This window comes from Micromonospora sp. ZG13, assembly GCF_059359355.1.
Genome location: NZ_JCADBQ010000001.1, coordinates 413,406 through 430,084, shown reverse-complemented (window position 1 = coordinate 430,084; position 16,679 = coordinate 413,406). Strand labels below are relative to the sequence as shown.

Here is a 16,679-nt window from a genome sequence, read left to right as displayed (position 1 = left end):
ATGCTGATGCCGCGCAAGCCCCCGAAGGGCTTCCGCAAGCCGCACCACCCGGACCGCAGTGGCGCGTCCAAGGGTGGTAACCGGGTGGTGTTCGGCGAGTTCGGGATCCAGGCTCTCGAGCCGGCGTACGTGACGAACCGCCAGATCGAGTCGGCGCGTATCGCGATGACCCGCCACATCAAGCGTGGTGGCAAGGTCTGGATCACGATCTTCCCGGACCAGGCTCTCACCAAGAAGCCGGCGGAAACCCGGATGGGTTCCGGTAAGGGCTCGCCCGAGTGGTGGGTCGCCAACGTCAAGCCGGGGCGGGTTCTCTTCGAGATGTCCTTCCCCAACGAGCAGATCGCGCGAGAGGCGATGCGTCGCGCGATCCACAAGCTCCCGATGAAGTGCCGCATTGTTACGCGCGAAGTGGGTGAATCCTGATGGCAGCGGGCGTTAAGGCCTCCGAGCTGCGTGAGCTCTCCGAGGAGGAGCTGGTCACGAAGCTGCGCGAGGCCAAGGCGGAGCTGTTCAACCTCCGCGTGCAGGCCGCGACCGGCCAGCTGGACAACAACCGGCGGCTGCAGGTCATCCGTCGGGAGATCGCCCGGATCTACACGATCATGCGTGAGCGCGAGCTGGGTCTCTCGGCCGCGCCGACTGAGGTGACTGCATCATGAGCGAGAACACCACCACCGCCGCCGCGCGGGCCCGCCGCAAGGTGCGTGAGGGCCTCGTGGTCAGCGACAAGATGGAAAAGACCGTCGTCGTCGAGGTCGAGGACCGGGTCAAGCACGCGCTGTACGGCAAGATCATGCGCCGTACGCGCAAGTTGAAGGTGCACGACGAGCAGAACACCGCCGGCATCGGCGACCGGGTCATGATCATGGAAACCCGGCCGCTGTCCGCCACGAAGCGGTGGCGGCTCGTGGAGATCCTGGAAAAGGCCAAGTAGCGAAGGCTCGAGCTCGCCCGGCGTCAGTCGGGCGCGGGTTCCGCCAGGCTCCGGCCGCCGTGCGCGGCCGGAGAACCGGCAGACATAGGAGATAGACGTGATTCAGCAGGAGTCGCGACTGCGCGTCGCCGACAACACGGGTGCCCGGGAGATCCTGTGCATCCGGGTTCTCGGTGGCTCCGGTCGGCGCTACGCGAGTATCGGCGACGTCATCGTGGCCACCGTCAAGGACGCGATCCCGGGTGCCGGTGTGAAGAAGGGCGACGTCGTCAAGGCCGTCGTCGTTCGCACCGCCAAGGAGAGGCGGCGGCCGGACGGTTCGTACATCCGCTTCGACGAGAACGCCGCCGTCATCATCAAGGACGGCGGAGACCCGCGCGGTACCCGCATCTTCGGCCCGGTGGGCCGGGAACTGCGGGACAAGCGGTTCATGAAGATCATCTCTCTCGCGCCGGAGGTGTTGTGACCGTGAAGGTCAAGAAGGGCGACACGGTCGTCGTCATCGCCGGCAAGGACAAGGGTGCCAAGGGCAAGGTCATCGCGGCCTACCCGCGGCAGGACAAGGTCCTGGTCGAGGGCGTGAACCGGGTCAAGAAGCACACCCGCATCAGCACCACCCAGCGTGGCGCCAAGACCGGTGGCATCGTCACCCAGGAGGCCCCGATCCACGTCTCGAACGTGCAGGTCCTGGACTCCGACGGCAAGCCGACCCGCGTCGGTTACCGGATCGACGACAACGGCCAGAAGGTCCGCATCGCGCGTAGCACCGGTAAGGACCTGTGATGACCACGGCTACCGAAACCAAGACCATGCCGCGCCTCAAGGAGCGGTACCGCAACGAGATCGTGGCGCAGCTGCAGGAGCAGCACCAGTTCGGCAACCCGATGCAGGTGCCGCGGCTCGTCAAGATCGTCGTCAACATGGGTGTCGGCGAGGCTGCCCGGGACGCCAAGCTGATCGACGGCGCCGTCCGGGACCTGGCCACCATCACCGGCCAGAAGCCGCAGGTGCGGCGGGCGACCAAGTCCATCGCGCAGTTCAAGCTCCGCGAGGGCATGCCGATCGGTGCGAAGGTGACCCTTCGCGGCGACCGGATGTGGGAGTTCCTGGACCGGCTGCTGTCGATCGCGCTGCCGCGTATCCGTGACTTCCGCGGTCTGGACGGGCGCAAGCTCGACGGGCACGGCAACTACACGTTCGGTCTGACCGAGCAGTCGGTGTTCCACGAGATCGACCAGGACAAGATCGATCGGCAGCGGGGCATGGACATCACGGTGGTCACGACCGCCACGACCGACGACGAGGGCCGGGCGCTGCTCAAGCTCCTGGGCTTCCCGTTCAAGGAGAACTGAGATGGCCAAGAAGGCGCTGATCATCAAGGCGGCCGCGAAGCCGAAGTTCTCGGTTCGCGCGTACACCCGCTGCCAGCGGTGCGGGCGCCCCAAGGCGGTCTACCGCAAGTTCGGTCTCTGCCGGGTCTGCATCCGGGAGATGGCCCACCGCGGTGAGCTGCCGGGCGTGTCCAAGGCTTCCTGGTAAGGGCGACCGCGTCCCGGCCTTCGGGCCGGGACCCCTTGCACCGATCACGTATTGCTCTTCGCCGTAGGCCCGGGCGCATCGCCTCGGGAACCCCGGCGAGAAAGGCTGACGAAATCCATGACGATGACCGACCCGATCGCAGACATGCTCACGCGTCTGCGTAACGCCAACCAGGCGTACCACGACCGGGTGACGATGCCCTACTCGAAGATCAAGGCGAACATCGCCGAGGTCCTCAAGGCCGAGGGCTACATCGCCACCTGGTCGGTCGAGGAGCCCGAGGAGGGCGCCGTCGGCAAGCGACTGGTCGTCGAGCTGAAGTACGGCCAGAACCGGGAGCGGAGCCTGGCCGGCATCAAGCGCGTGTCCAAGCCCGGTCTGCGGGTTTACGCCAAGTCGGACGGGCTCCCGCGGGTGCTCGGCGGGCTGGGCGTGGCGATCATTTCGACGTCCCAGGGGCTGCTCACCGACCGGCAGGCCCGCAAGCGGAGCGTTGGCGGGGAAGTCCTCGCCTTCGTCTGGTAACGGGAGACAGGTAGAAATGTCGCGTATTGGACGTAAGTCGATCCCGGTGCCAGCCGGCGTCGACATCACGATCGACGGGCAGACCGTCAAGGTCAAGGGCCCGAAGGGCGAGCTCTCGCACACCCTGGCCGAGCCGATCACGATCGACCGGGCCGAGGACGGGCAGCTGAACGTCAACCGCCCGAACGACGAGCGCAAGGCCAAGGAACTGCACGGCCTCAGCCGTACCCTGGTCGCCAACATGATCGTCGGCGTCACCGAGGGCTACCGCAAGAGCCTGGAGATCGCCGGCACCGGTTACCGCGTGACCGCCAAGGGCAAGGACCTGGAGTTCGCGCTCGGGTTCTCGCACCCGGTGCACGTGCCGGCGCCGGACGGCATCACCTTCACGGTGGAGAAGCCGACGCTGTTCCACGTGGCCGGCATCGACAAGCAGCTCGTCGGTGAGGTTGCCGCCAACATCCGGAAGATCCGCCCGCCGGAGCCCTACAAGGGCAAGGGCGTGAAGTACCAGGGCGAGGTCATCCGCCGCAAGGCTGGAAAGGCAGGTAAGAAGTGAGCGCCACGCTGCTCAAGCGCCGCCGCGGCGTCGCCGCCAAGCGTGCCGTCGGGCGTGCGCGCCGGCACTTCCGGGTCCGCAAGAACGTCAGCGGCACCGCCGAGCGTCCCCGCCTCGTGGTCACCCGCTCCCTGCGGCACATCGTCGCCCAGATCGTGGACGACACCAAGGGGCACACCCTGGCGTCGGCCTCGACCCTGGACGCCTCGCTGCGCGGCACGGAGGGCGACAAGAGCGCCCTGGCCGGCAAGGTCGGCGCGCTGCTCGCCGAGCGCGCCAAGGCCGCCGGCGTCTCCAAGGTCGTCTTCGACCGCGGTGGCAACCGGTACGCGGGGCGGGTCGCCGCGCTTGCCGACGCCGCCCGCGAAGCCGGGCTCGAGTTCTAGAAACCCCGTCACGAGAGAGAAGGAAGGCTGCTGATGCCAGGTCAACAGCGCCGTGGCGGCGGGTCCGGTGGCAACGAGGGTGGTCGCCGCGACAACCGCCGTGAGGGCGGCCGCGGAAACGCGCCCGTCGAGAAGACCCCGCACCTCGAGCGGGTCGTCGCGATCAACCGCGTCGCCAAGGTCGTGAAGGGTGGTCGTCGCTTCAGCTTCACCGCCCTGGTGATCGTGGGCGACGGCGACGGCACCGTCGGTGTGGGCTACGGAAAGGCCAAGGAGGTGCCCGCGGCGATCGCCAAGGGCGTCGAGGAGGCCAAGAAGCACTTCTTCAAGGTGCCGCGCATCGCCTCCTCCATCCCGCACCCGGTGACGGGTGAGGCGGCGGCCGGCGTGGTGCTGCTCAAGCCGGCTTCCGCCGGTACGGGTGTCATCGCCGGTGGTCCGGTGCGCGCCGTGCTGGAGTGCGCGGGTATCCACGACGTGCTCTCCAAGAGCCTCGGTTCGTCGAACCCGATCAACATCGTGCACGCCACCGTGGCGGCGCTGAAGGGGCTCGAGTCCCCCGAGGCCGTCGCCGCCCGTCGTGGTCTGCCGGTCGAGGACGTCGCGCCGGCCGCCATGCTGGCGTCGCGGGCGGGGGTGGCTTCCTGATGGCTCGCCTGAAGGTCACCCAGGTCCGGTCCGAGATCGGGACCAAGCAGAACCAGCGTGACTCGCTGCGTTCGCTCGGTCTCAAGCGGATCAACGACGTGGTGGTCAAGGAGGACCGTCCGGAGATCCGCGGCATGATCTTCACGGTCAACCACCTCGTGAAGGTCGAGGAGGTCGAGTAATGACGATCAAGGTCCACCACCTGCGCCCGGCGCCCGGTGCCAAGACCGCGAAGACCCGCGTGGGTCGCGGTGAGGGCTCCAAGGGCAAGACCGCCGGTCGCGGTACCAAGGGCTCCAAGGCCCGCAAGAACATCTCGGCGGCGTTCGAGGGTGGGCAGATGCCCATCCACATGCGCCTGCCGAAGATGAAGGGCTTCAAGAACAAGTTCAAGGTGGTCTTCCAGGTGGTCAACCTGGACCGGCTCGCCGAACTGTTCCCGAACGGCGGCCAGGTCGGCCCCGTCGAGCTGGTCGAGGCCGGCGCGGTCCGCAAGGGCCACCCGGTCAAGGTCCTCGGCACCGGGGACCTGGGCGGGGTCGCTCTCCAGGTGTCGGCGCACGCGTTCAGCGCGTCGGCCAAGGAGAAGATCACCGCCGCCGGTGGCTCGGTCACCGAGCTGTAAGGGCTGTACGACCCGTGGCGCCCGCTCAGTTGTCGCAACTGGGCGGGCGCCATGGTCTGCCTGGCATGTGTGCGCCGGGTAACATCGGATTCGGTTTATGTAGCCGGGCACATCTGCCCGGACCGGGATCGGGCTGTTAGAGTCCCTTCCCAGCCATGGATATCGGGCACTCGCCCGGCACCCACCCGCCCCGCCAGGGATCACCGGCGGCCCGCCTCGCGCAGGAGGAAGAAGTTGCTGTCCGCCTTTCTCAGTGCGTTCCGTACGCCTGACCTGCGCAAGAAGCTGCTGTTCACAGTAGGCATCATCGCGGTCTACCGGCTCGGGGCGACGCTGCCCAGCCCGGGTGTCTCGTACGGCAACGTCCAGAAGTGCATCGACGCCATGGAGAACGGCTCCACCGGCGTGATGAACCTGCTCAACCTCTTCTCCGGCGGAGCGCTGCTGCAGCTCTCGGTCTTCGCGCTGGGCATCATGCCCTACATCACCGCGTCGATCATCCTGCAGCTGCTGACCGTGGTGATCCCCCGGCTGGAGCAGCTCCGCAAGGAGGGCCAGTCCGGCCAGGCGAAGATCACCCAGTACACCCGCTACCTGACCCTGGGTCTGGGTGTCCTCCAGGCGTCGGCGTTCGTGGCGCTGGCCCGCTCCGGGCAGCTCTTCAACAACCAGTGCGACCAGTTCCCGATCATCCCCGAGGGGACCGGGATCCCGGACTGGCTGACCCTCAGCCTCCTGGTCATGACGATGACCGCCGGCACCGGCGTGGTGATGTGGCTCGGCGAGCTGATCACCGACCGGGGCGTCGGCAACGGCATGTCCGTCCTGATCTTCACCTCGATCGCCGCCCGGCTTCCCAGCGAGGGCTGGCAGATCAAGCAGACGGGCGGCTGGGGCAAGTTCCTGCTCGTCATCGCGCTGGTCCTGGTGGTCATCACCGCGGTCACCTTCATCGAGCAGGCGCAGCGCCGCATCCCGGTGCAGTACGCCAAGCGCATGATCGGCCGGCGGATGTACGGCGGCACCTCGACCTACATCCCGCTGAAGGTCAACCAGGCGGGTGTCATCCCGGTCATCTTCGGCTCGTCGCTGCTCTACCTGCCCCAGCTGGCGCTGCAGTTCTTCGACCAGAACAACCCGGGCAAGACCCAGACGTGGATCCAGAACAACCTGGTCGACCCGACCAGCCCGATCTACATCGCGGTCTACTTCCTGCTGATCATCTTCTTCACCTACTTCTACGTCTCGATCACGTTCAACCCGACCGAGGTCGCGGACAACATGAAGAAGTACGGCGGCTTCGTGCCGGGCATCCGCCCCGGCAAGCCGACCGCCGACTACCTCGACTTCATCCTCAGCCGGATCACGCTGCCCGGCGCCCTCTACCTGGGCATCATCTCGATCCTGCCGAACTTCTTCTTCATATGGCTGGACAAGCAGCAGTACCTGAACTTCCCGTTCGGCGGCACCGCTGTGCTGATCATGGTCGGCGTCGGTCTGGAGACCACGAAGCAGATCGAGAGCCAACTCATGCAGCGGAACTACGAAGGGTTCCTGCGGTAGATGAGACTCGTTCTGGTTGGCCCGCCGGGTGCGGGCAAGGGCACGCAGGCCGAGTTCATCGCCGCGCACCTCTCGGTCCCGAAGATCTCGACCGGTGACATCTTCCGGTCGAACGTCTCGCAGGGCACGCCGCTCGGCGTCGAGGCGAAGCGCTACATGGACGCCGGTGAGCTGGTGCCCGACGAGGTCACCATCAACATGGTGCGGGACCGGCTCGCCGAGCCGGACGCCTCGGAGGGCTTCCTGCTCGACGGTTTCCCGCGGACCACGCCGCAGGCCGCCGCGCTGGACAAGCTCCTCGCCGACCTCGGCACCGCGCTGGACCTGGTGCTGGAGCTGGTCGTCGACGACGACGAGGTGATCCGGCGGCTCTCCGGCCGGCGTACCTGCCGGGGCTGCGGCAAGATCTGGCACGTCGAGTTCGACGCCACCACCCGTGAGGGCATCTGCGACCGGTGCGGCGCCGAGCTGTTCCAGCGCGACGACGACAAGCCGGAGACCATCGCCACCCGCCTGCGGGAGTACGCGGACAAGACCGCGCCGTTGGTCGACTACTACGGCGCCCAGGGCAAGCTGGTGGGCATCGACGCCACCGGCCCGGTGGAGGACGTCACGGTCCGCGCCATCGACGCCCTGCGGTCGTACGGCGGCTGACGTCCCGCCGGTCCCCGGCGGATAGAGTGCGAAGAGCGGGGTACGTGCGACGTGCCCCGCTCTTCGGCATCGGCAACGAAAGGTAACGGCTCCATGCGTCGTCCCCAGCTGGACATCCAGCTGAAGACCCCTGACCAGATCGAGAAGATGCGCGCCGCCGGGCTGGTGGTCGCCGAGGCGCTGCGTCGGATGCGGGAGGCGGTCGCCCCCGGGGTCAGCACCGCCGACCTGGACGCCATCGCCGAGTCGACCATCCGCGAGGCGGGTGCCGTCCCCTCGTTCAAGGGCTACCACGGCTTCCCCGCCTCGATCTGTTCGTCCGTCAACGAGCAGGTCGTGCACGCGATCCCGTCGGCGCAGCAGGTGCTCCGCGACGGCGACCTGATCTCCATCGACTGCGGTGCCGTGCTCGACGGCTGGCACGGCGACGCCGCCATCACCGCCGGCGTGGGCGAGGTCGATCCGGCGCTGCTGAAGATGGCGTCGGTGGCCGAGGACGCCATGTGGGCGGGCATCGCGGCGGCGGCCCGCGGCGCGGCCAGCGGCAAGGGCCGGCTCACCGACATCTCGCACGCCGTGGAGGACGCGGTCCGCAAGGGCGGGCGGTACGGCATCGTCGACGGCTACGGCGGGCACGGCATCGGCACCGAGATGCATCAGGACCCGCACGTGCTCAACCACGGGCGGCCTGGCAAGGGCCCCCGCCTGGTGCCGGGCATGGCGCTGGCCATCGAGCCGATGATCACGATGGGCTCGCCCCGGACGGTCGAACTCTCCGACGGCTGGACCGTGATCACCCGGGACCGGTCGATGGCGGTGCACGTCGAGCACACGATGGCGCTGCTTCCGGACGGCGTCTGGGTGCTGACCGCACCGGACGGCGGACGCGCCCGGCTGGGTGAGCTGGTCACCTCCCGCCAGCCGGCCGACTCGCCCGCGCGCTGAGCCCCCGACCCGCCGTCCGGGCCGGCACCCGAGCTGTCCGGGCCGGCACCCGGGCCGTCCGGAGCGGTCGGCGCGGCAGGCCCCGGGTGGAGGGGCGGTGGCATGCTTGCGGGCATGGAGGGACGCGACGGGATGCGGGCCGCCGACGCCGACCGCCAGGCCGTGGCGGAGCGGCTGCGGGTGGCCGTCGACGAGGGCCGGCTGGACCTGCACGAGTACGACGAGCGGTTGCAGCGGGCGTACGCCTCGCGTACGTACGGCGAGTTGGACGCGCTGGTGACCGACCTGCCGGCGCCAGCGGCCCCGGCGGCGTCGGAGCTCGCCACGAGGCCGGACGCCATCCCCGCGCCGTCGGACGCCGTCCCCGCGCGGCCGGAAGGTGCCCGGTCGTCGTCGGTGCCGGCCCGGTGGTTGGCCGAGGTCTGGCTGCCGTACCTGCGGGTGGTCGCGATCGTGGTGACGGTCTGGGCGGTGACGTCCGCGCTCGCCACGGATCTGCTCTACTTCTGGCCCGCCTGGGTGGCCGGGCCGTGGGGAGGGGTGCTCGTGGTGCGCACGGTCGCCGGGCTCGTCGGCGGGGAGCCGCAGCGGCAGGCCGAACAGCGGGCTCGTCGGCGCGAGCGCCGGCGGGCGAAGCGGGCGCGCAAGCGGGAGCTGGCTGCCGCCGAGGGGAGCACCCGCGACCCGGAGCGGGCCCTGGCTGCCGCCGAGGAGGAGCGCCGGGCCTCGGGCGGGGAACTGTCGGCCGCCGCCGAGGAGGATCGCCGGGGTGCGGACCGGGAACTGCCGGCCGCCGACGAGGAGCGCCAAGGGCCGGTGTCGGCCGCCTAGCGCCTGTTCCAGGAACCGTGACTGGATGCGCCGGACCTCGACGGCGGCCGGCGCCGAGGGGTGAATGGCCCGTTCTGTCCGATCCGACGCACCGATTCCTGGCCGGTTTGGCGACGGCCCGCAGGCGGGCGTACACTTTCTGATCGGCGCACAGCGTCCACTCCGGCATGCCCACCCTGCGCTTCGGTGGGAGTCGGAGCCGCGGCTGGCGCGGGCCATTCGATCTTGATCGGTGGTCCGTGTAAGACGTTGTGGGCCGTCCGGAGTAACCGACGTCAGGACAGCGGAGTACATGCCGAAAAAAGACGGAGCCATCGAGATCGAGGGTCGGGTCATCGAGCCCCTGCCGAACGCCATGTTCCGGGTGGAGCTCGCGAACGGCCACAAGGTGCTGGCTCACATCAGCGGCAAGATGCGGCAGCACTACATCCGTATCCTGCCGGAGGACCGGGTCGTCGTCGAACTCTCGCCGTACGACCTGACCCGCGGGCGCATCGTCTACCGCTACAAGTAAGCCTGACGACGGCCGGGACGTCCCCGTGTCCGTCTTCGACGTCCGGTGTCGCGCCTCGGCGCGTCGTCGGGCCAGATGGGAAGTAAGGCAACCGTGAAGGTCAAGCCGAGCGTCAAGAGGATCTGCAACAAGTGCCGGGTCATCCGCCGGCACGGCCGGGTCATGGTGATCTGCACCGACCCGCGCCACAAGCAGCGCCAGGGCTGAACCAGTTCCGGCCGACCGTGTGACAAGGGTCGGTCGACACCGGTCCAGGCCGCAGATCCAGACAACGAATCACATGCTCGTTCCAGCCGCGAGCGGTGCGCAGCGCGTACCTCTTCGTGGTTGACCCCCGGTCGGAGGCCGGGGCCCGCTCGGGCAGCGACCGTCCCCGGTCGCCGGCGCACGACGCCGGTGGGGGAACGGTCGGTAGCGGGGTGGGACGGGTCCACACCTCCGCCAGAACATCACGAGGAGTACGCCCGCACATGGCACGTCTAGTCGGCGTCGACCTCCCCCGCGAGAAGCGGATGGAGATCGCGCTCACCTACATCTTCGGCGTGGGTCGCACCCGGGCCCTGGAGACGCTCTCTGCCACCGGCATCTCGCCGGACAAGCGCGTCCGGGACCTCACGGACGAGGAGCTGGTCCAGCTCCGCAACCACATCGAGGGCAACTACAAGGTTGAAGGCGACCTGCGCCGCGAGGTCGCCGCTGACATCCGCCGCAAGGTCGAGATCGGCTGCTACGCCGGCATCCGGCACCGCCGGGGCCTGCCCGTGCGTGGCCAGCGGACCAAGACCAACGCCCGGACCCGGAAGGGCCCGAAGCGGACCGTCGCCGGCAAGAAGAAGCCCGGCAAGAAGTAATAGGAGCGCACAGACTTATGCCACCGAAGGCTCGTGCCGGAGCCGCCGTCAAGAAGGTCCGGCGCAAGGAACGCAAGAACGTCGCCCACGGGCAGGCGCACATCAAGAGCACCTTCAACAACACCATCGTGTCCATCACGGACCCGACCGGTGCGGTCATCTCCTGGGCCTCGTCCGGCCAGGTGGGCTTCAAGGGCTCCCGCAAGTCGACTCCGTTCGCCGCGCAGCTGGCCGCCGAGGCCGCCGCTCGTCGGGCCATGGAGCACGGCATGCGCAAGGTCGACGTGTTCGTCAAGGGCCCCGGCTCCGGCCGGGAGACCGCCATCCGTTCGCTGCAGGCCGCCGGGCTCGAGGTCGGACAGATCTCCGACGTCACCCCGCAGCCGCACAACGGGTGCCGTCCGCCCAAGCGTCGTCGGGTCTGAGAGGTAGAGAGAGATGGCTCGTTACACCGGTGCTGACTGCCGCCGTTGCCGGCGGGAGAAGATGAAGCTGTTCCTCAAGGGCAGCAAGTGCGATGGCCCGAAGTGCCCGTTCGAGTCCCGGCCGTTCCCGCCCGGGCAGCACGGCCGCGGCCGCACGAAGGAGACGGAGTACCTGCTCCAGCTCCGTGAGAAGCAGAAGGCCCGCCGCGTGTACGGCGTGCTGGAGAAGCAGTTCCGCGGCTACTACGAAGAGGCCGTGGGCAAGAAGGCCAAGACCGGTGAGGTTCTCCTCCAGATCCTCGAGTCGCGGCTGGACAACGTGGTCTACCGGGCGGGCTACGCCAAGTCCCGCGACATGGCCCGCCAGCTGGTCAAGCACGGCCACTTCACCGTGAACGGCAAGAAGGTCGACATCCCGTCGTACCGCGTCAAGGAGCACGACATCATCGAGGTCCGGGGCAAGAGCAAGGAGCTCACCCCGTTCATCGTGGCGCAGGCCGAGGCCGGCTCGAAGTCGGTTCCGGCGTGGCTGGAGGCTATCCCCAGCCAGATGAAGGTGCTCGTGCACTCGCTCCCGGCCCGCCAGGTCATCGACACGCAGGTCCAGGAGCAGTTGATCGTCGAGCTCTACTCCAAGTAGTCGGAGCTCGTTGCGGTGGCCCGCCCTTCCGGGGCGGGCCACCGGAACAGTTTGTCGTGGGCGTCATATGGCGGGCGCCCCGGAAGAGAAGAGAAGACATGCTCATCAGCCAGCGACCGACTCTCTCCGAGGAGTCGATCAACGAGACCCGGTCCCGGTTCACCATCGAGCCGCTGGAGCCGGGCTTCGGCTACACCCTGGGCAACTCGCTGCGGCGCACGCTGCTGTCGTCGATCCCGGGTGCGGCGGTCACCTCGATCAAGATCGACGGCGTGCTGCACGAGTTCACCACGATCCCCGGTGTCAAGGAGGACGTGGTCGAGCTCGTCATGAACATCAAGGAGCTCTGCGTCAGCTCCGAGCACGACGAGCCGGTCAGCATGTACCTGCGTAAGCAGGGCCCGGGCGACGTGACGGCGGGCGACATCCAGCCGCCGGCCGGCGTCTCGGTGCACAACCCGGACCTGAAGCTCGCCACCCTCAACGGCAAGGGCCGGCTCGACATGGAGCTGACCGTCGAGCGGGGTCGCGGCTACGTCACGGCTGCCCAGAACAAGCAGGCCGGCGCCGAGATCGGCCGGATCCCGGTCGACTCGATCTACTCGCCGGTGCTGAAGGTGACGTACCGCGTCGAGGCGACCCGTGTCGAGCAGCGGACCGACTTCGACCGGCTGATCATCGACGTCGAGACCAAGCCGTCGATGGGCCCGCGTACCGCGCTGGCCTCCGCCGGCTCGACGCTGGTGGAGCTGTTCGGCCTGGCCCGGGAGCTGGACGAGACCGCCGAGGGCATCGACATCGGGCCGTCCCCGCAGGACGCCCAGCTCGCGGCCGATCTGGCGCTGCCGATCGAGGAGCTGGACCTGACCGTCCGCTCCTACAACTGCCTCAAGCGCGAGGGCATCAACTCCGTTGGTGAGCTCATCGGGCGTACCGAGGCCGACCTCCTCGACATCCGCAACTTCGGTCAGAAGTCGATCGACGAGGTCAAGATGAAGCTCGCCGGGATGGGTCTGGGGCTGAAGGACTCGGCCCCGAACTTCGACCCGGCGCACGTCGTGGACGCCTTTGGCGAGGCCGACTACGACACCGACGACTATCGCGAGACCGAGCAGCTCTAGTCCGCGCTGCCGCCACACCTGAGGAGCACCAAGCATGCCCACGCCCACCAAGGGCCCCCGCCTCGGCGGCAGCCCCGCGCACGAGCGGCTGATGCTGGCCAACCTGGCCACCGCGCTGTTCCAGCACGGCAAGATCCAGACCACCGAGACGAAGGCCCGGCGGCTGCGTCCGCTGGCCGAGCAGCTCATCACCAAGGCCAAGCGCGGCGACCTGGCGTCCCGCCGGCGGGTGCTGGGCGTCGTCAAGGACAAGGACGTGGTCTACGCCCTGTTCGACCAGATCGCTCCCCGGTTCGCCAACCGCAACGGTGGCTACACCCGGATCGTGAAGACCGGTCCGCGCAAGGGTGACGCCGCCCCGATGGCGATCATCGAGCTGGTCGAGGAGCTTCAGGTCGCCGAGCCGAAGGCGAACAAGAAGACCGCCGCCCGCAAGGCCGCGCAGCAGGACAAGGTCGAGGCGCTCGCCCCGGCCGAGGACGCCCCGAAGTCGAACTCGGGCGACCAGGACGCCGAGCCGCCCGTGTCGGCGTCCGGCGACACCGCCGCCGCCCGCGAGGACAGCGACGAGGCCGGCGAGAACGACAAGGCCTGATCCAGGCCACCGTCGGGCCCGGCACCCCCACGTGGGGTGCCGGGCCCGACCCCGTGAGGCGGAGGTACGAGTGGACGAGCGCACCCGGCTGCGGCTGGACGTCGCGTACGACGGGTCGGGCTTCTCCGGCTGGGCCGCCCAGCCGACGCGGCGTACGGTCGCCGGGGTGCTCGTGGAGACCCTCGACCTGGTGCTCGGCGTGGGCACGGCGACCGGGCTGACCGTGGCGGGCCGCACCGACGCCGGGGTGCACGCCACGGGGCAGGTCTGTCACGTCGACCTGCCGAGCGCCGTGTGGCGTGAGCAGGACGGGCGGCTGCTGCGCCGACTGGCCCGACTGCTCCCCACCGACGTGCGGGTACGCGCGATGACCGAGGTGCCGGCGGACTTCGACGCCCGGTTCTCGGCCACCTTCCGCCGCTACGAGTACCGGGTCACCGACGCCCCCTGGGGCGCCGAGCCGCTGCGCCGGCACGAGGTGCTGGCCTGGCCGAAGCCGCTGGACCTGACCGCGTTGAACGCCGCCGCCGCCGGGCTGGTGGGGGAGCACGACTTCGCCGCGTACTGCCGGCGCAAGGAGCACGCCACCACGCTGCGGGAGGTGACCCGGCTGGACTGGCGGCGGGACCCCGACGGCATCCTCGTGGCCACCGTGCAGGCCGACGCGTTCTGCCAGGCGATGGTGCGCAGCCTCGTCGGCGCCATGCTGGTCGCCGGGGACGGGCGCCGGCCGGTCGAGTGGCCGGGCAGCCTCCTGGCCCGCCGGGAACGCTCCAGCGAGGTGACCGTGGCGCCGGCGCACGGGCTGACGCTGGTCGCCGTCGGCTACCCCGAGGACCCGGCCGAGTACGCCCGCCGCGCCGAGGCGACCCGCCGGCTGCGCGTACCCGTGGAAGGCTGACCGCCCGGGGCTCGCCTCCCGGCCGCCGGGTCGTCGGGGCCGGGCCCCGCCGGCCGCCCGCACGGCCCGCGCGCCGGCCCGGCAGTGCATCGTCGACCTGAAGGAGTGGAAGCCGTGCAGGAACCCCGCCGTTGCCGGGAACTCGGCGTCGTCGTCGGAGCGATGCCGACGGGATCGCTGAACGCCGTGACCGACGTGCCCGGGGTCCGGGTGGGGCACACCACGCTGGTCGAGGGCGACAGCATCCGCAGCGGGGTGACGGCGATCGTCCCGGACCAGCTGACCGGCCGCCGGTCGCTGCCGGCGGGACTGTTCGTGGGCAACGGGCACGGCAAGATGGTCGGCGCGACCCAGGTGGCCGAGCTGGGCGAGATCGAGACCCCCGTGGTGCTGACGGCGACGCTGTCGACGTTCCGGGCCGCGGACGCGCTGCTCACCTACATGCTCGCGCAGCCGGGCCGGGAGACGGCCGGGTCGCTGAACCCGGTGGTGGCGGAGACCAACGACGGGTACCTGTCCGACATCCGGGCGCGGCCGGTGCGGGCGGAGCACGTCCTCGCCGCGCTGTCGGAGGCCCGCGGCGGGCTGCCCGCGGAGGGCGCCGTCGGCGCCGGTACGGGCACGGCCGCGCTCGGCTTCAAGGCGGGCATCGGCACGTCCTCGCGGCTCGCCGCGACCTCCCGCGGCACGGTCACCGTGGGTGTGCTGGTGCAGGCCAACTTCTCCGGCGTGCTACAGGTGGCCGGGGTGCCGGTCCGGCCGGAGCAGGTGGGGGTGCCGACCCTGGCGCACCCCGGCCGGCCCGAGCACCCGGGCAACTCCTGCGTCATCGTGGTCGCCACGGACGGCCGCCTCGACGCGCGCCAGCTGGGTCGCGTCGCCCGCCGGGCCATCTTCGCCATGGCGCGCGTCGGCTCGGACTTCGCCGGCGGCAGTGGCGACTACGCCCTGGCGTTCTCCACCGCCGACACGCAGGCCCCGACGGCGCCGGAGTCCGACCTGGAACCGGTCTTCGCGGCGGTGCTGGAGGCCGTCGAGGAGGCGTTGCTGAACTCGCTGTTCATGGCGCGTACCACCGTCGGCGTCGAGGGGCGGGTCAAGTACGCCGTGCCGCACGACCGGATGCTCGACCTGCTCCGGGCGCACCGGGTCGAACTGCGGGCGTGACCGGGCTCGACGCGGGGGCGCGCGGCGACGGGAACCGGCGGCCGTACGCGCGAACGGGTGCGCGGCCGTGGGCCACGCACCCGTTCCCGTCGTGATCCGGTCAGTCTTCCCCGTCCTGGCTGCCGGTGTCGCCCGCGCCCCCGTCGGTCGGCTGGCCGGCCGTGCCGCCGGCGGCACGGCGCTCCAGCACGCCCCGGTTGAGGTGCAGCTCGATCATGTCGAAGAGGATCTCCCGGGCCTTCGTGTCGCCGGACCTGATCGTCTCGCCGTCGCTGCGGGCCACCACCGCGTACGCGAGGTAGTGGCCGCGCACCTGCCAGCCGACGCGGGCCGGCGCGGTGGCGATCGCCGCGCCGTCCTCGTTGGCCGCCATGCCCCGGAACCGGCCCTCCCGCTCGTCGAGCAGCAGGCGGATGCGGTCGCGGGCGCGTTCGGCGTTGGCCCGGTCGGTCAGGTTGAACAGCCCGGTGGTGACGAGGTGGTCGCCGTCGGACGTCCGCAGCGTGGCCCGGACCACCTGGGTGCAGCCGAGGCGGACCAGCAGGTCGGCGACCTCACCGGTGGCCGCCACCGCGCAGCTGGCGCTGGACTGCGTCTTCAACACCCGGTAGGCGGGCTCGCCGTCGGCGACGACGAGCTGCCTGCCGGGGAAGAGCTCCTTGGCGGTCAGCGGCGCCTGGTCGGTGTCCCGGGAGTCGAGGGCCTGCGGCTCGACCCCGGCGGACTCGGCCACCTCCGGCTGGGCCGTGGGCGTGGCCTGCGGGTTCTTGTCGCGCTCGGCCAGCAGGGCGGCGGCGCCGAGGCCGCAGAGCGCGAGCAGCGCGAGGACGGCCGCGCCGCCGACCACGACCTGCCACAGCCGACCGCCGCCGCCGCGCTGCCGACCTGCCGACGCGGGCGGCTCGGCAGGCCCGGCCGGTGCGAGCGGCGGGGCCGGCGGGGGCGGCTCGACCGGCGCCTGCGCCTGCACGTGGGCGGTCAGCGGCGGCGACACCTGCGCGGCGGCACGGACCGGCTCCTGTGCGGAGGGCAGCACGAGCCGGTTGGCGCGGGGCAGCGACGGCGTCGGGAAGCGGGAGGGGGAGGGCCCGGCCGGGGGAGGCGGACCGGCACCGAGCACCGACCGGTCGGACCCGGGCTCCGGGTACTCCATGAATGCGTCCTCATCGGACTCGTACCGATACACCATGCCGCCCAGAGTAGGAGGCATTGTCCCTTTAGGCGTGAATAATGGGAAATTGCGTACGGGGTCG

General features: G+C 70.1%; 26 protein-coding genes and 1 pseudogene. 26 read left to right on the top strand and 1 reads right to left on the bottom strand.

Annotated elements, in window-relative coordinates:
- From rplP to AC5L34_RS01915, 26 genes and pseudogenes are all read left to right on the top strand, one after another.
- Nucleotides 1–426, top strand: a complete 426-nt coding sequence (gene rplP / locus AC5L34_RS02040) for a 50S ribosomal protein L16 (protein WP_007465292.1) — start codon at nucleotides 1–3, stop codon at nucleotides 424–426.
- A complete protein-coding gene (rpmC, locus tag AC5L34_RS02035) occupies nucleotides 426–662 on the top strand; it encodes a 50S ribosomal protein L29 (RefSeq protein ID WP_007073028.1) in 237 nt (78 codons plus the stop codon). The genes rplP and rpmC overlap by 1 nt, the downstream gene beginning before the upstream one ends.
- The gene (rpsQ, locus tag AC5L34_RS02030) at nucleotides 659–937 is read left to right on the top strand and encodes a 30S ribosomal protein S17 (protein ID WP_210832540.1); all 279 of its coding nucleotides are present in this window, start codon (nucleotides 659–661) and stop codon (nucleotides 935–937) included. Before rpmC ends, rpsQ begins: the two co-directional genes overlap by 4 nt.
- A gap of 97 nt (nucleotides 938–1,034) precedes the next feature.
- On the top strand, nucleotides 1,035–1,403 hold the full coding sequence (gene rplN, locus AC5L34_RS02025; RefSeq protein ID WP_007465279.1) for a 50S ribosomal protein L14: 369 nt from the start codon (nucleotides 1,035–1,037) through the stop codon (nucleotides 1,401–1,403).
- On the top strand, nucleotides 1,400–1,720 hold the full coding sequence (gene rplX / locus AC5L34_RS02020; RefSeq protein ID WP_007465276.1) for a 50S ribosomal protein L24: 321 nt from the start codon (nucleotides 1,400–1,402) through the stop codon (nucleotides 1,718–1,720). Before rplN ends, rplX begins: the two co-directional genes overlap by 4 nt.
- Nucleotides 1,720–2,289: a 50S ribosomal protein L5 gene (gene rplE / locus AC5L34_RS02015; RefSeq protein ID WP_132230905.1), complete on the top strand. Its 570-nt coding sequence runs from the start codon at nucleotides 1,720–1,722 to the stop codon at nucleotides 2,287–2,289. Before rplX ends, rplE begins: the two co-directional genes overlap by 1 nt.
- A 1-nt stretch (nucleotide 2,290) precedes the next feature.
- Nucleotides 2,291–2,476, top strand: a complete 186-nt coding sequence (locus tag AC5L34_RS02010; RefSeq protein ID WP_007465272.1) for a type Z 30S ribosomal protein S14 — start codon at nucleotides 2,291–2,293, stop codon at nucleotides 2,474–2,476.
- A gap of 117 nt (nucleotides 2,477–2,593) precedes the next feature.
- On the top strand, nucleotides 2,594–3,001 hold the full coding sequence (gene rpsH / locus AC5L34_RS02005; protein ID WP_013288624.1) for a 30S ribosomal protein S8: 408 nt from the start codon (nucleotides 2,594–2,596) through the stop codon (nucleotides 2,999–3,001).
- 16 nt (nucleotides 3,002–3,017) lie between these two features.
- Entirely contained in the window at nucleotides 3,018–3,560 is a 543-nt protein-coding gene (gene rplF / locus AC5L34_RS02000) for a 50S ribosomal protein L6 (protein ID WP_101412799.1), read from the top strand.
- Nucleotides 3,557–3,946 (top strand): 50S ribosomal protein L18, encoded by a 390-nt coding sequence (rplR, locus tag AC5L34_RS01995; RefSeq protein ID WP_088998360.1) that lies wholly within the window; start codon nucleotides 3,557–3,559, stop codon nucleotides 3,944–3,946. Before rplF ends, rplR begins: the two co-directional genes overlap by 4 nt.
- Before the next feature lie 33 nt (nucleotides 3,947–3,979).
- The gene (gene rpsE, locus AC5L34_RS01990) at nucleotides 3,980–4,594 is read left to right on the top strand and encodes a 30S ribosomal protein S5 (RefSeq protein WP_007073019.1); all 615 of its coding nucleotides are present in this window, start codon (nucleotides 3,980–3,982) and stop codon (nucleotides 4,592–4,594) included.
- Entirely contained in the window at nucleotides 4,594–4,776 is a 183-nt protein-coding gene (rpmD, locus tag AC5L34_RS01985; RefSeq protein WP_012015110.1) for a 50S ribosomal protein L30, read from the top strand. Before rpsE ends, rpmD begins: the two co-directional genes overlap by 1 nt.
- Nucleotides 4,776–5,219 carry a 50S ribosomal protein L15 gene (gene rplO / locus AC5L34_RS01980; RefSeq protein ID WP_101412798.1) on the top strand — a complete coding sequence of 148 codons (444 nt, stop codon included), beginning with the start codon at nucleotides 4,776–4,778 and terminating at the stop codon, nucleotides 5,217–5,219. The genes rpmD and rplO overlap by 1 nt, the downstream gene beginning before the upstream one ends.
- A gap of 234 nt (nucleotides 5,220–5,453) precedes the next feature.
- Entirely contained in the window at nucleotides 5,454–6,782 is a 1,329-nt protein-coding gene (secY, locus tag AC5L34_RS01975; RefSeq protein ID WP_441175505.1) for a preprotein translocase subunit SecY, read from the top strand.
- Nucleotides 6,783–7,436 carry an adenylate kinase gene (locus AC5L34_RS01970; RefSeq protein WP_441175506.1) on the top strand — a complete coding sequence of 218 codons (654 nt, stop codon included), beginning with the start codon at nucleotides 6,783–6,785 and terminating at the stop codon, nucleotides 7,434–7,436.
- Nucleotides 7,437–7,529: 93 nt separating this feature from the next.
- Nucleotides 7,530–8,381: a type I methionyl aminopeptidase gene (gene map / locus AC5L34_RS01965; RefSeq protein WP_101412797.1), complete on the top strand. Its 852-nt coding sequence runs from the start codon at nucleotides 7,530–7,532 to the stop codon at nucleotides 8,379–8,381.
- Nucleotides 8,382–8,495: 114 nt separating this feature from the next.
- A pseudogene (locus AC5L34_RS01960) lies at nucleotides 8,496–9,065 on the top strand (DUF1707 SHOCT-like domain-containing protein); the annotation flags it as partial.
- A gap of 439 nt (nucleotides 9,066–9,504) precedes the next feature.
- Nucleotides 9,505–9,726 carry a translation initiation factor IF-1 gene (gene infA / locus AC5L34_RS01955; RefSeq protein WP_007073013.1) on the top strand — a complete coding sequence of 74 codons (222 nt, stop codon included), beginning with the start codon at nucleotides 9,505–9,507 and terminating at the stop codon, nucleotides 9,724–9,726.
- A gap of 93 nt (nucleotides 9,727–9,819) precedes the next feature.
- The gene (rpmJ, locus tag AC5L34_RS01950; protein WP_012184307.1) at nucleotides 9,820–9,933 is read left to right on the top strand and encodes a 50S ribosomal protein L36; all 114 of its coding nucleotides are present in this window, start codon (nucleotides 9,820–9,822) and stop codon (nucleotides 9,931–9,933) included.
- Nucleotides 9,934–10,196: 263 nt separating this feature from the next.
- Nucleotides 10,197–10,577, top strand: coding sequence for a 30S ribosomal protein S13 (gene rpsM, locus AC5L34_RS01945; protein ID WP_088998365.1), 381 nt, complete (start codon nucleotides 10,197–10,199; stop codon nucleotides 10,575–10,577).
- Between the two features lie 17 nt (nucleotides 10,578–10,594).
- A complete protein-coding gene (rpsK, locus tag AC5L34_RS01940; RefSeq protein ID WP_014440747.1) occupies nucleotides 10,595–11,002 on the top strand; it encodes a 30S ribosomal protein S11 in 408 nt (135 codons plus the stop codon).
- Between the two features lie 13 nt (nucleotides 11,003–11,015).
- Nucleotides 11,016–11,642 (top strand): 30S ribosomal protein S4, encoded by a 627-nt coding sequence (gene rpsD, locus AC5L34_RS01935; RefSeq protein WP_088998366.1) that lies wholly within the window; start codon nucleotides 11,016–11,018, stop codon nucleotides 11,640–11,642.
- A gap of 98 nt (nucleotides 11,643–11,740) precedes the next feature.
- The gene (locus AC5L34_RS01930) at nucleotides 11,741–12,763 is read left to right on the top strand and encodes a DNA-directed RNA polymerase subunit alpha (protein WP_013735931.1); all 1,023 of its coding nucleotides are present in this window, start codon (nucleotides 11,741–11,743) and stop codon (nucleotides 12,761–12,763) included.
- Between the two features lie 34 nt (nucleotides 12,764–12,797).
- The gene (rplQ, locus tag AC5L34_RS01925; protein ID WP_441175507.1) at nucleotides 12,798–13,358 is read left to right on the top strand and encodes a 50S ribosomal protein L17; all 561 of its coding nucleotides are present in this window, start codon (nucleotides 12,798–12,800) and stop codon (nucleotides 13,356–13,358) included.
- A gap of 70 nt (nucleotides 13,359–13,428) precedes the next feature.
- A complete protein-coding gene (truA, locus tag AC5L34_RS01920) occupies nucleotides 13,429–14,259 on the top strand; it encodes a tRNA pseudouridine(38-40) synthase TruA (protein ID WP_441175508.1) in 831 nt (276 codons plus the stop codon).
- A gap of 114 nt (nucleotides 14,260–14,373) precedes the next feature.
- Complete coding sequence (locus tag AC5L34_RS01915) at nucleotides 14,374–15,426, top strand: P1 family peptidase (protein ID WP_494823681.1); 1,053 nt, start codon at nucleotides 14,374–14,376, stop codon at nucleotides 15,424–15,426.
- 100 nt (nucleotides 15,427–15,526) lie between these two features.
- Here AC5L34_RS01915 and AC5L34_RS01910 read toward each other — a convergent pair whose 3' ends face one another.
- On the bottom strand, nucleotides 15,527–16,579 hold the full coding sequence (locus AC5L34_RS01910) for a hypothetical protein (RefSeq protein WP_494823680.1): 1,053 nt from the start codon (nucleotides 16,577–16,579) through the stop codon (nucleotides 15,527–15,529).
- Nucleotides 16,580–16,679 lie beyond the last annotated feature (100 nt).

Bases quoted from the DNA above. Each gene is read 5' to 3' on its own strand.
- rpsD (WP_088998366.1), top strand. From the start codon at position 11,016: ATGGCTCGTTACACCGGTGCTGACTGCCGCCGTTGCCGGCGGGAGAAG.
- rpmC (WP_007073028.1), top strand. From the start codon at position 426: ATGGCAGCGGGCGTTAAGGCCTCCGAGCTGCGTGAGCTCTCCGAGGAG.
- rplO (WP_101412798.1), top strand. From the start codon at position 4,776: ATGACGATCAAGGTCCACCACCTGCGCCCGGCGCCCGGTGCCAAGACC.
- rplF (WP_101412799.1), top strand. From the start codon at position 3,018: ATGTCGCGTATTGGACGTAAGTCGATCCCGGTGCCAGCCGGCGTCGAC.
- rplE (WP_132230905.1), top strand. From the start codon at position 1,720: ATGACCACGGCTACCGAAACCAAGACCATGCCGCGCCTCAAGGAGCGG.
- rpsQ (WP_210832540.1), top strand. From the start codon at position 659: ATGAGCGAGAACACCACCACCGCCGCCGCGCGGGCCCGCCGCAAGGTG.
- infA (WP_007073013.1), top strand. From the start codon at position 9,505: ATGCCGAAAAAAGACGGAGCCATCGAGATCGAGGGTCGGGTCATCGAG.
- rpsH (WP_013288624.1), top strand. From the start codon at position 2,594: ATGACGATGACCGACCCGATCGCAGACATGCTCACGCGTCTGCGTAAC.
- rplP (WP_007465292.1), top strand. From the start codon at position 1: ATGCTGATGCCGCGCAAGCCCCCGAAGGGCTTCCGCAAGCCGCACCAC.
- rpsM (WP_088998365.1), top strand. From the start codon at position 10,197: ATGGCACGTCTAGTCGGCGTCGACCTCCCCCGCGAGAAGCGGATGGAG.
- map (WP_101412797.1), top strand. From the start codon at position 7,530: ATGCGTCGTCCCCAGCTGGACATCCAGCTGAAGACCCCTGACCAGATC.
- AC5L34_RS02010 (WP_007465272.1), top strand. From the start codon at position 2,291: ATGGCCAAGAAGGCGCTGATCATCAAGGCGGCCGCGAAGCCGAAGTTC.
- rpmD (WP_012015110.1), top strand. From the start codon at position 4,594: ATGGCTCGCCTGAAGGTCACCCAGGTCCGGTCCGAGATCGGGACCAAG.
- AC5L34_RS01910 (WP_494823680.1), bottom strand. From the start codon at position 16,579: ATGGAGTACCCGGAGCCCGGGTCCGACCGGTCGGTGCTCGGTGCCGGT.
- AC5L34_RS01930 (WP_013735931.1), top strand. From the start codon at position 11,741: ATGCTCATCAGCCAGCGACCGACTCTCTCCGAGGAGTCGATCAACGAG.
- rplQ (WP_441175507.1), top strand. From the start codon at position 12,798: ATGCCCACGCCCACCAAGGGCCCCCGCCTCGGCGGCAGCCCCGCGCAC.
- rpsE (WP_007073019.1), top strand. From the start codon at position 3,980: ATGCCAGGTCAACAGCGCCGTGGCGGCGGGTCCGGTGGCAACGAGGGT.
- AC5L34_RS01970 (WP_441175506.1), top strand. From the start codon at position 6,783: ATGAGACTCGTTCTGGTTGGCCCGCCGGGTGCGGGCAAGGGCACGCAG.
- rpsK (WP_014440747.1), top strand. From the start codon at position 10,595: ATGCCACCGAAGGCTCGTGCCGGAGCCGCCGTCAAGAAGGTCCGGCGC.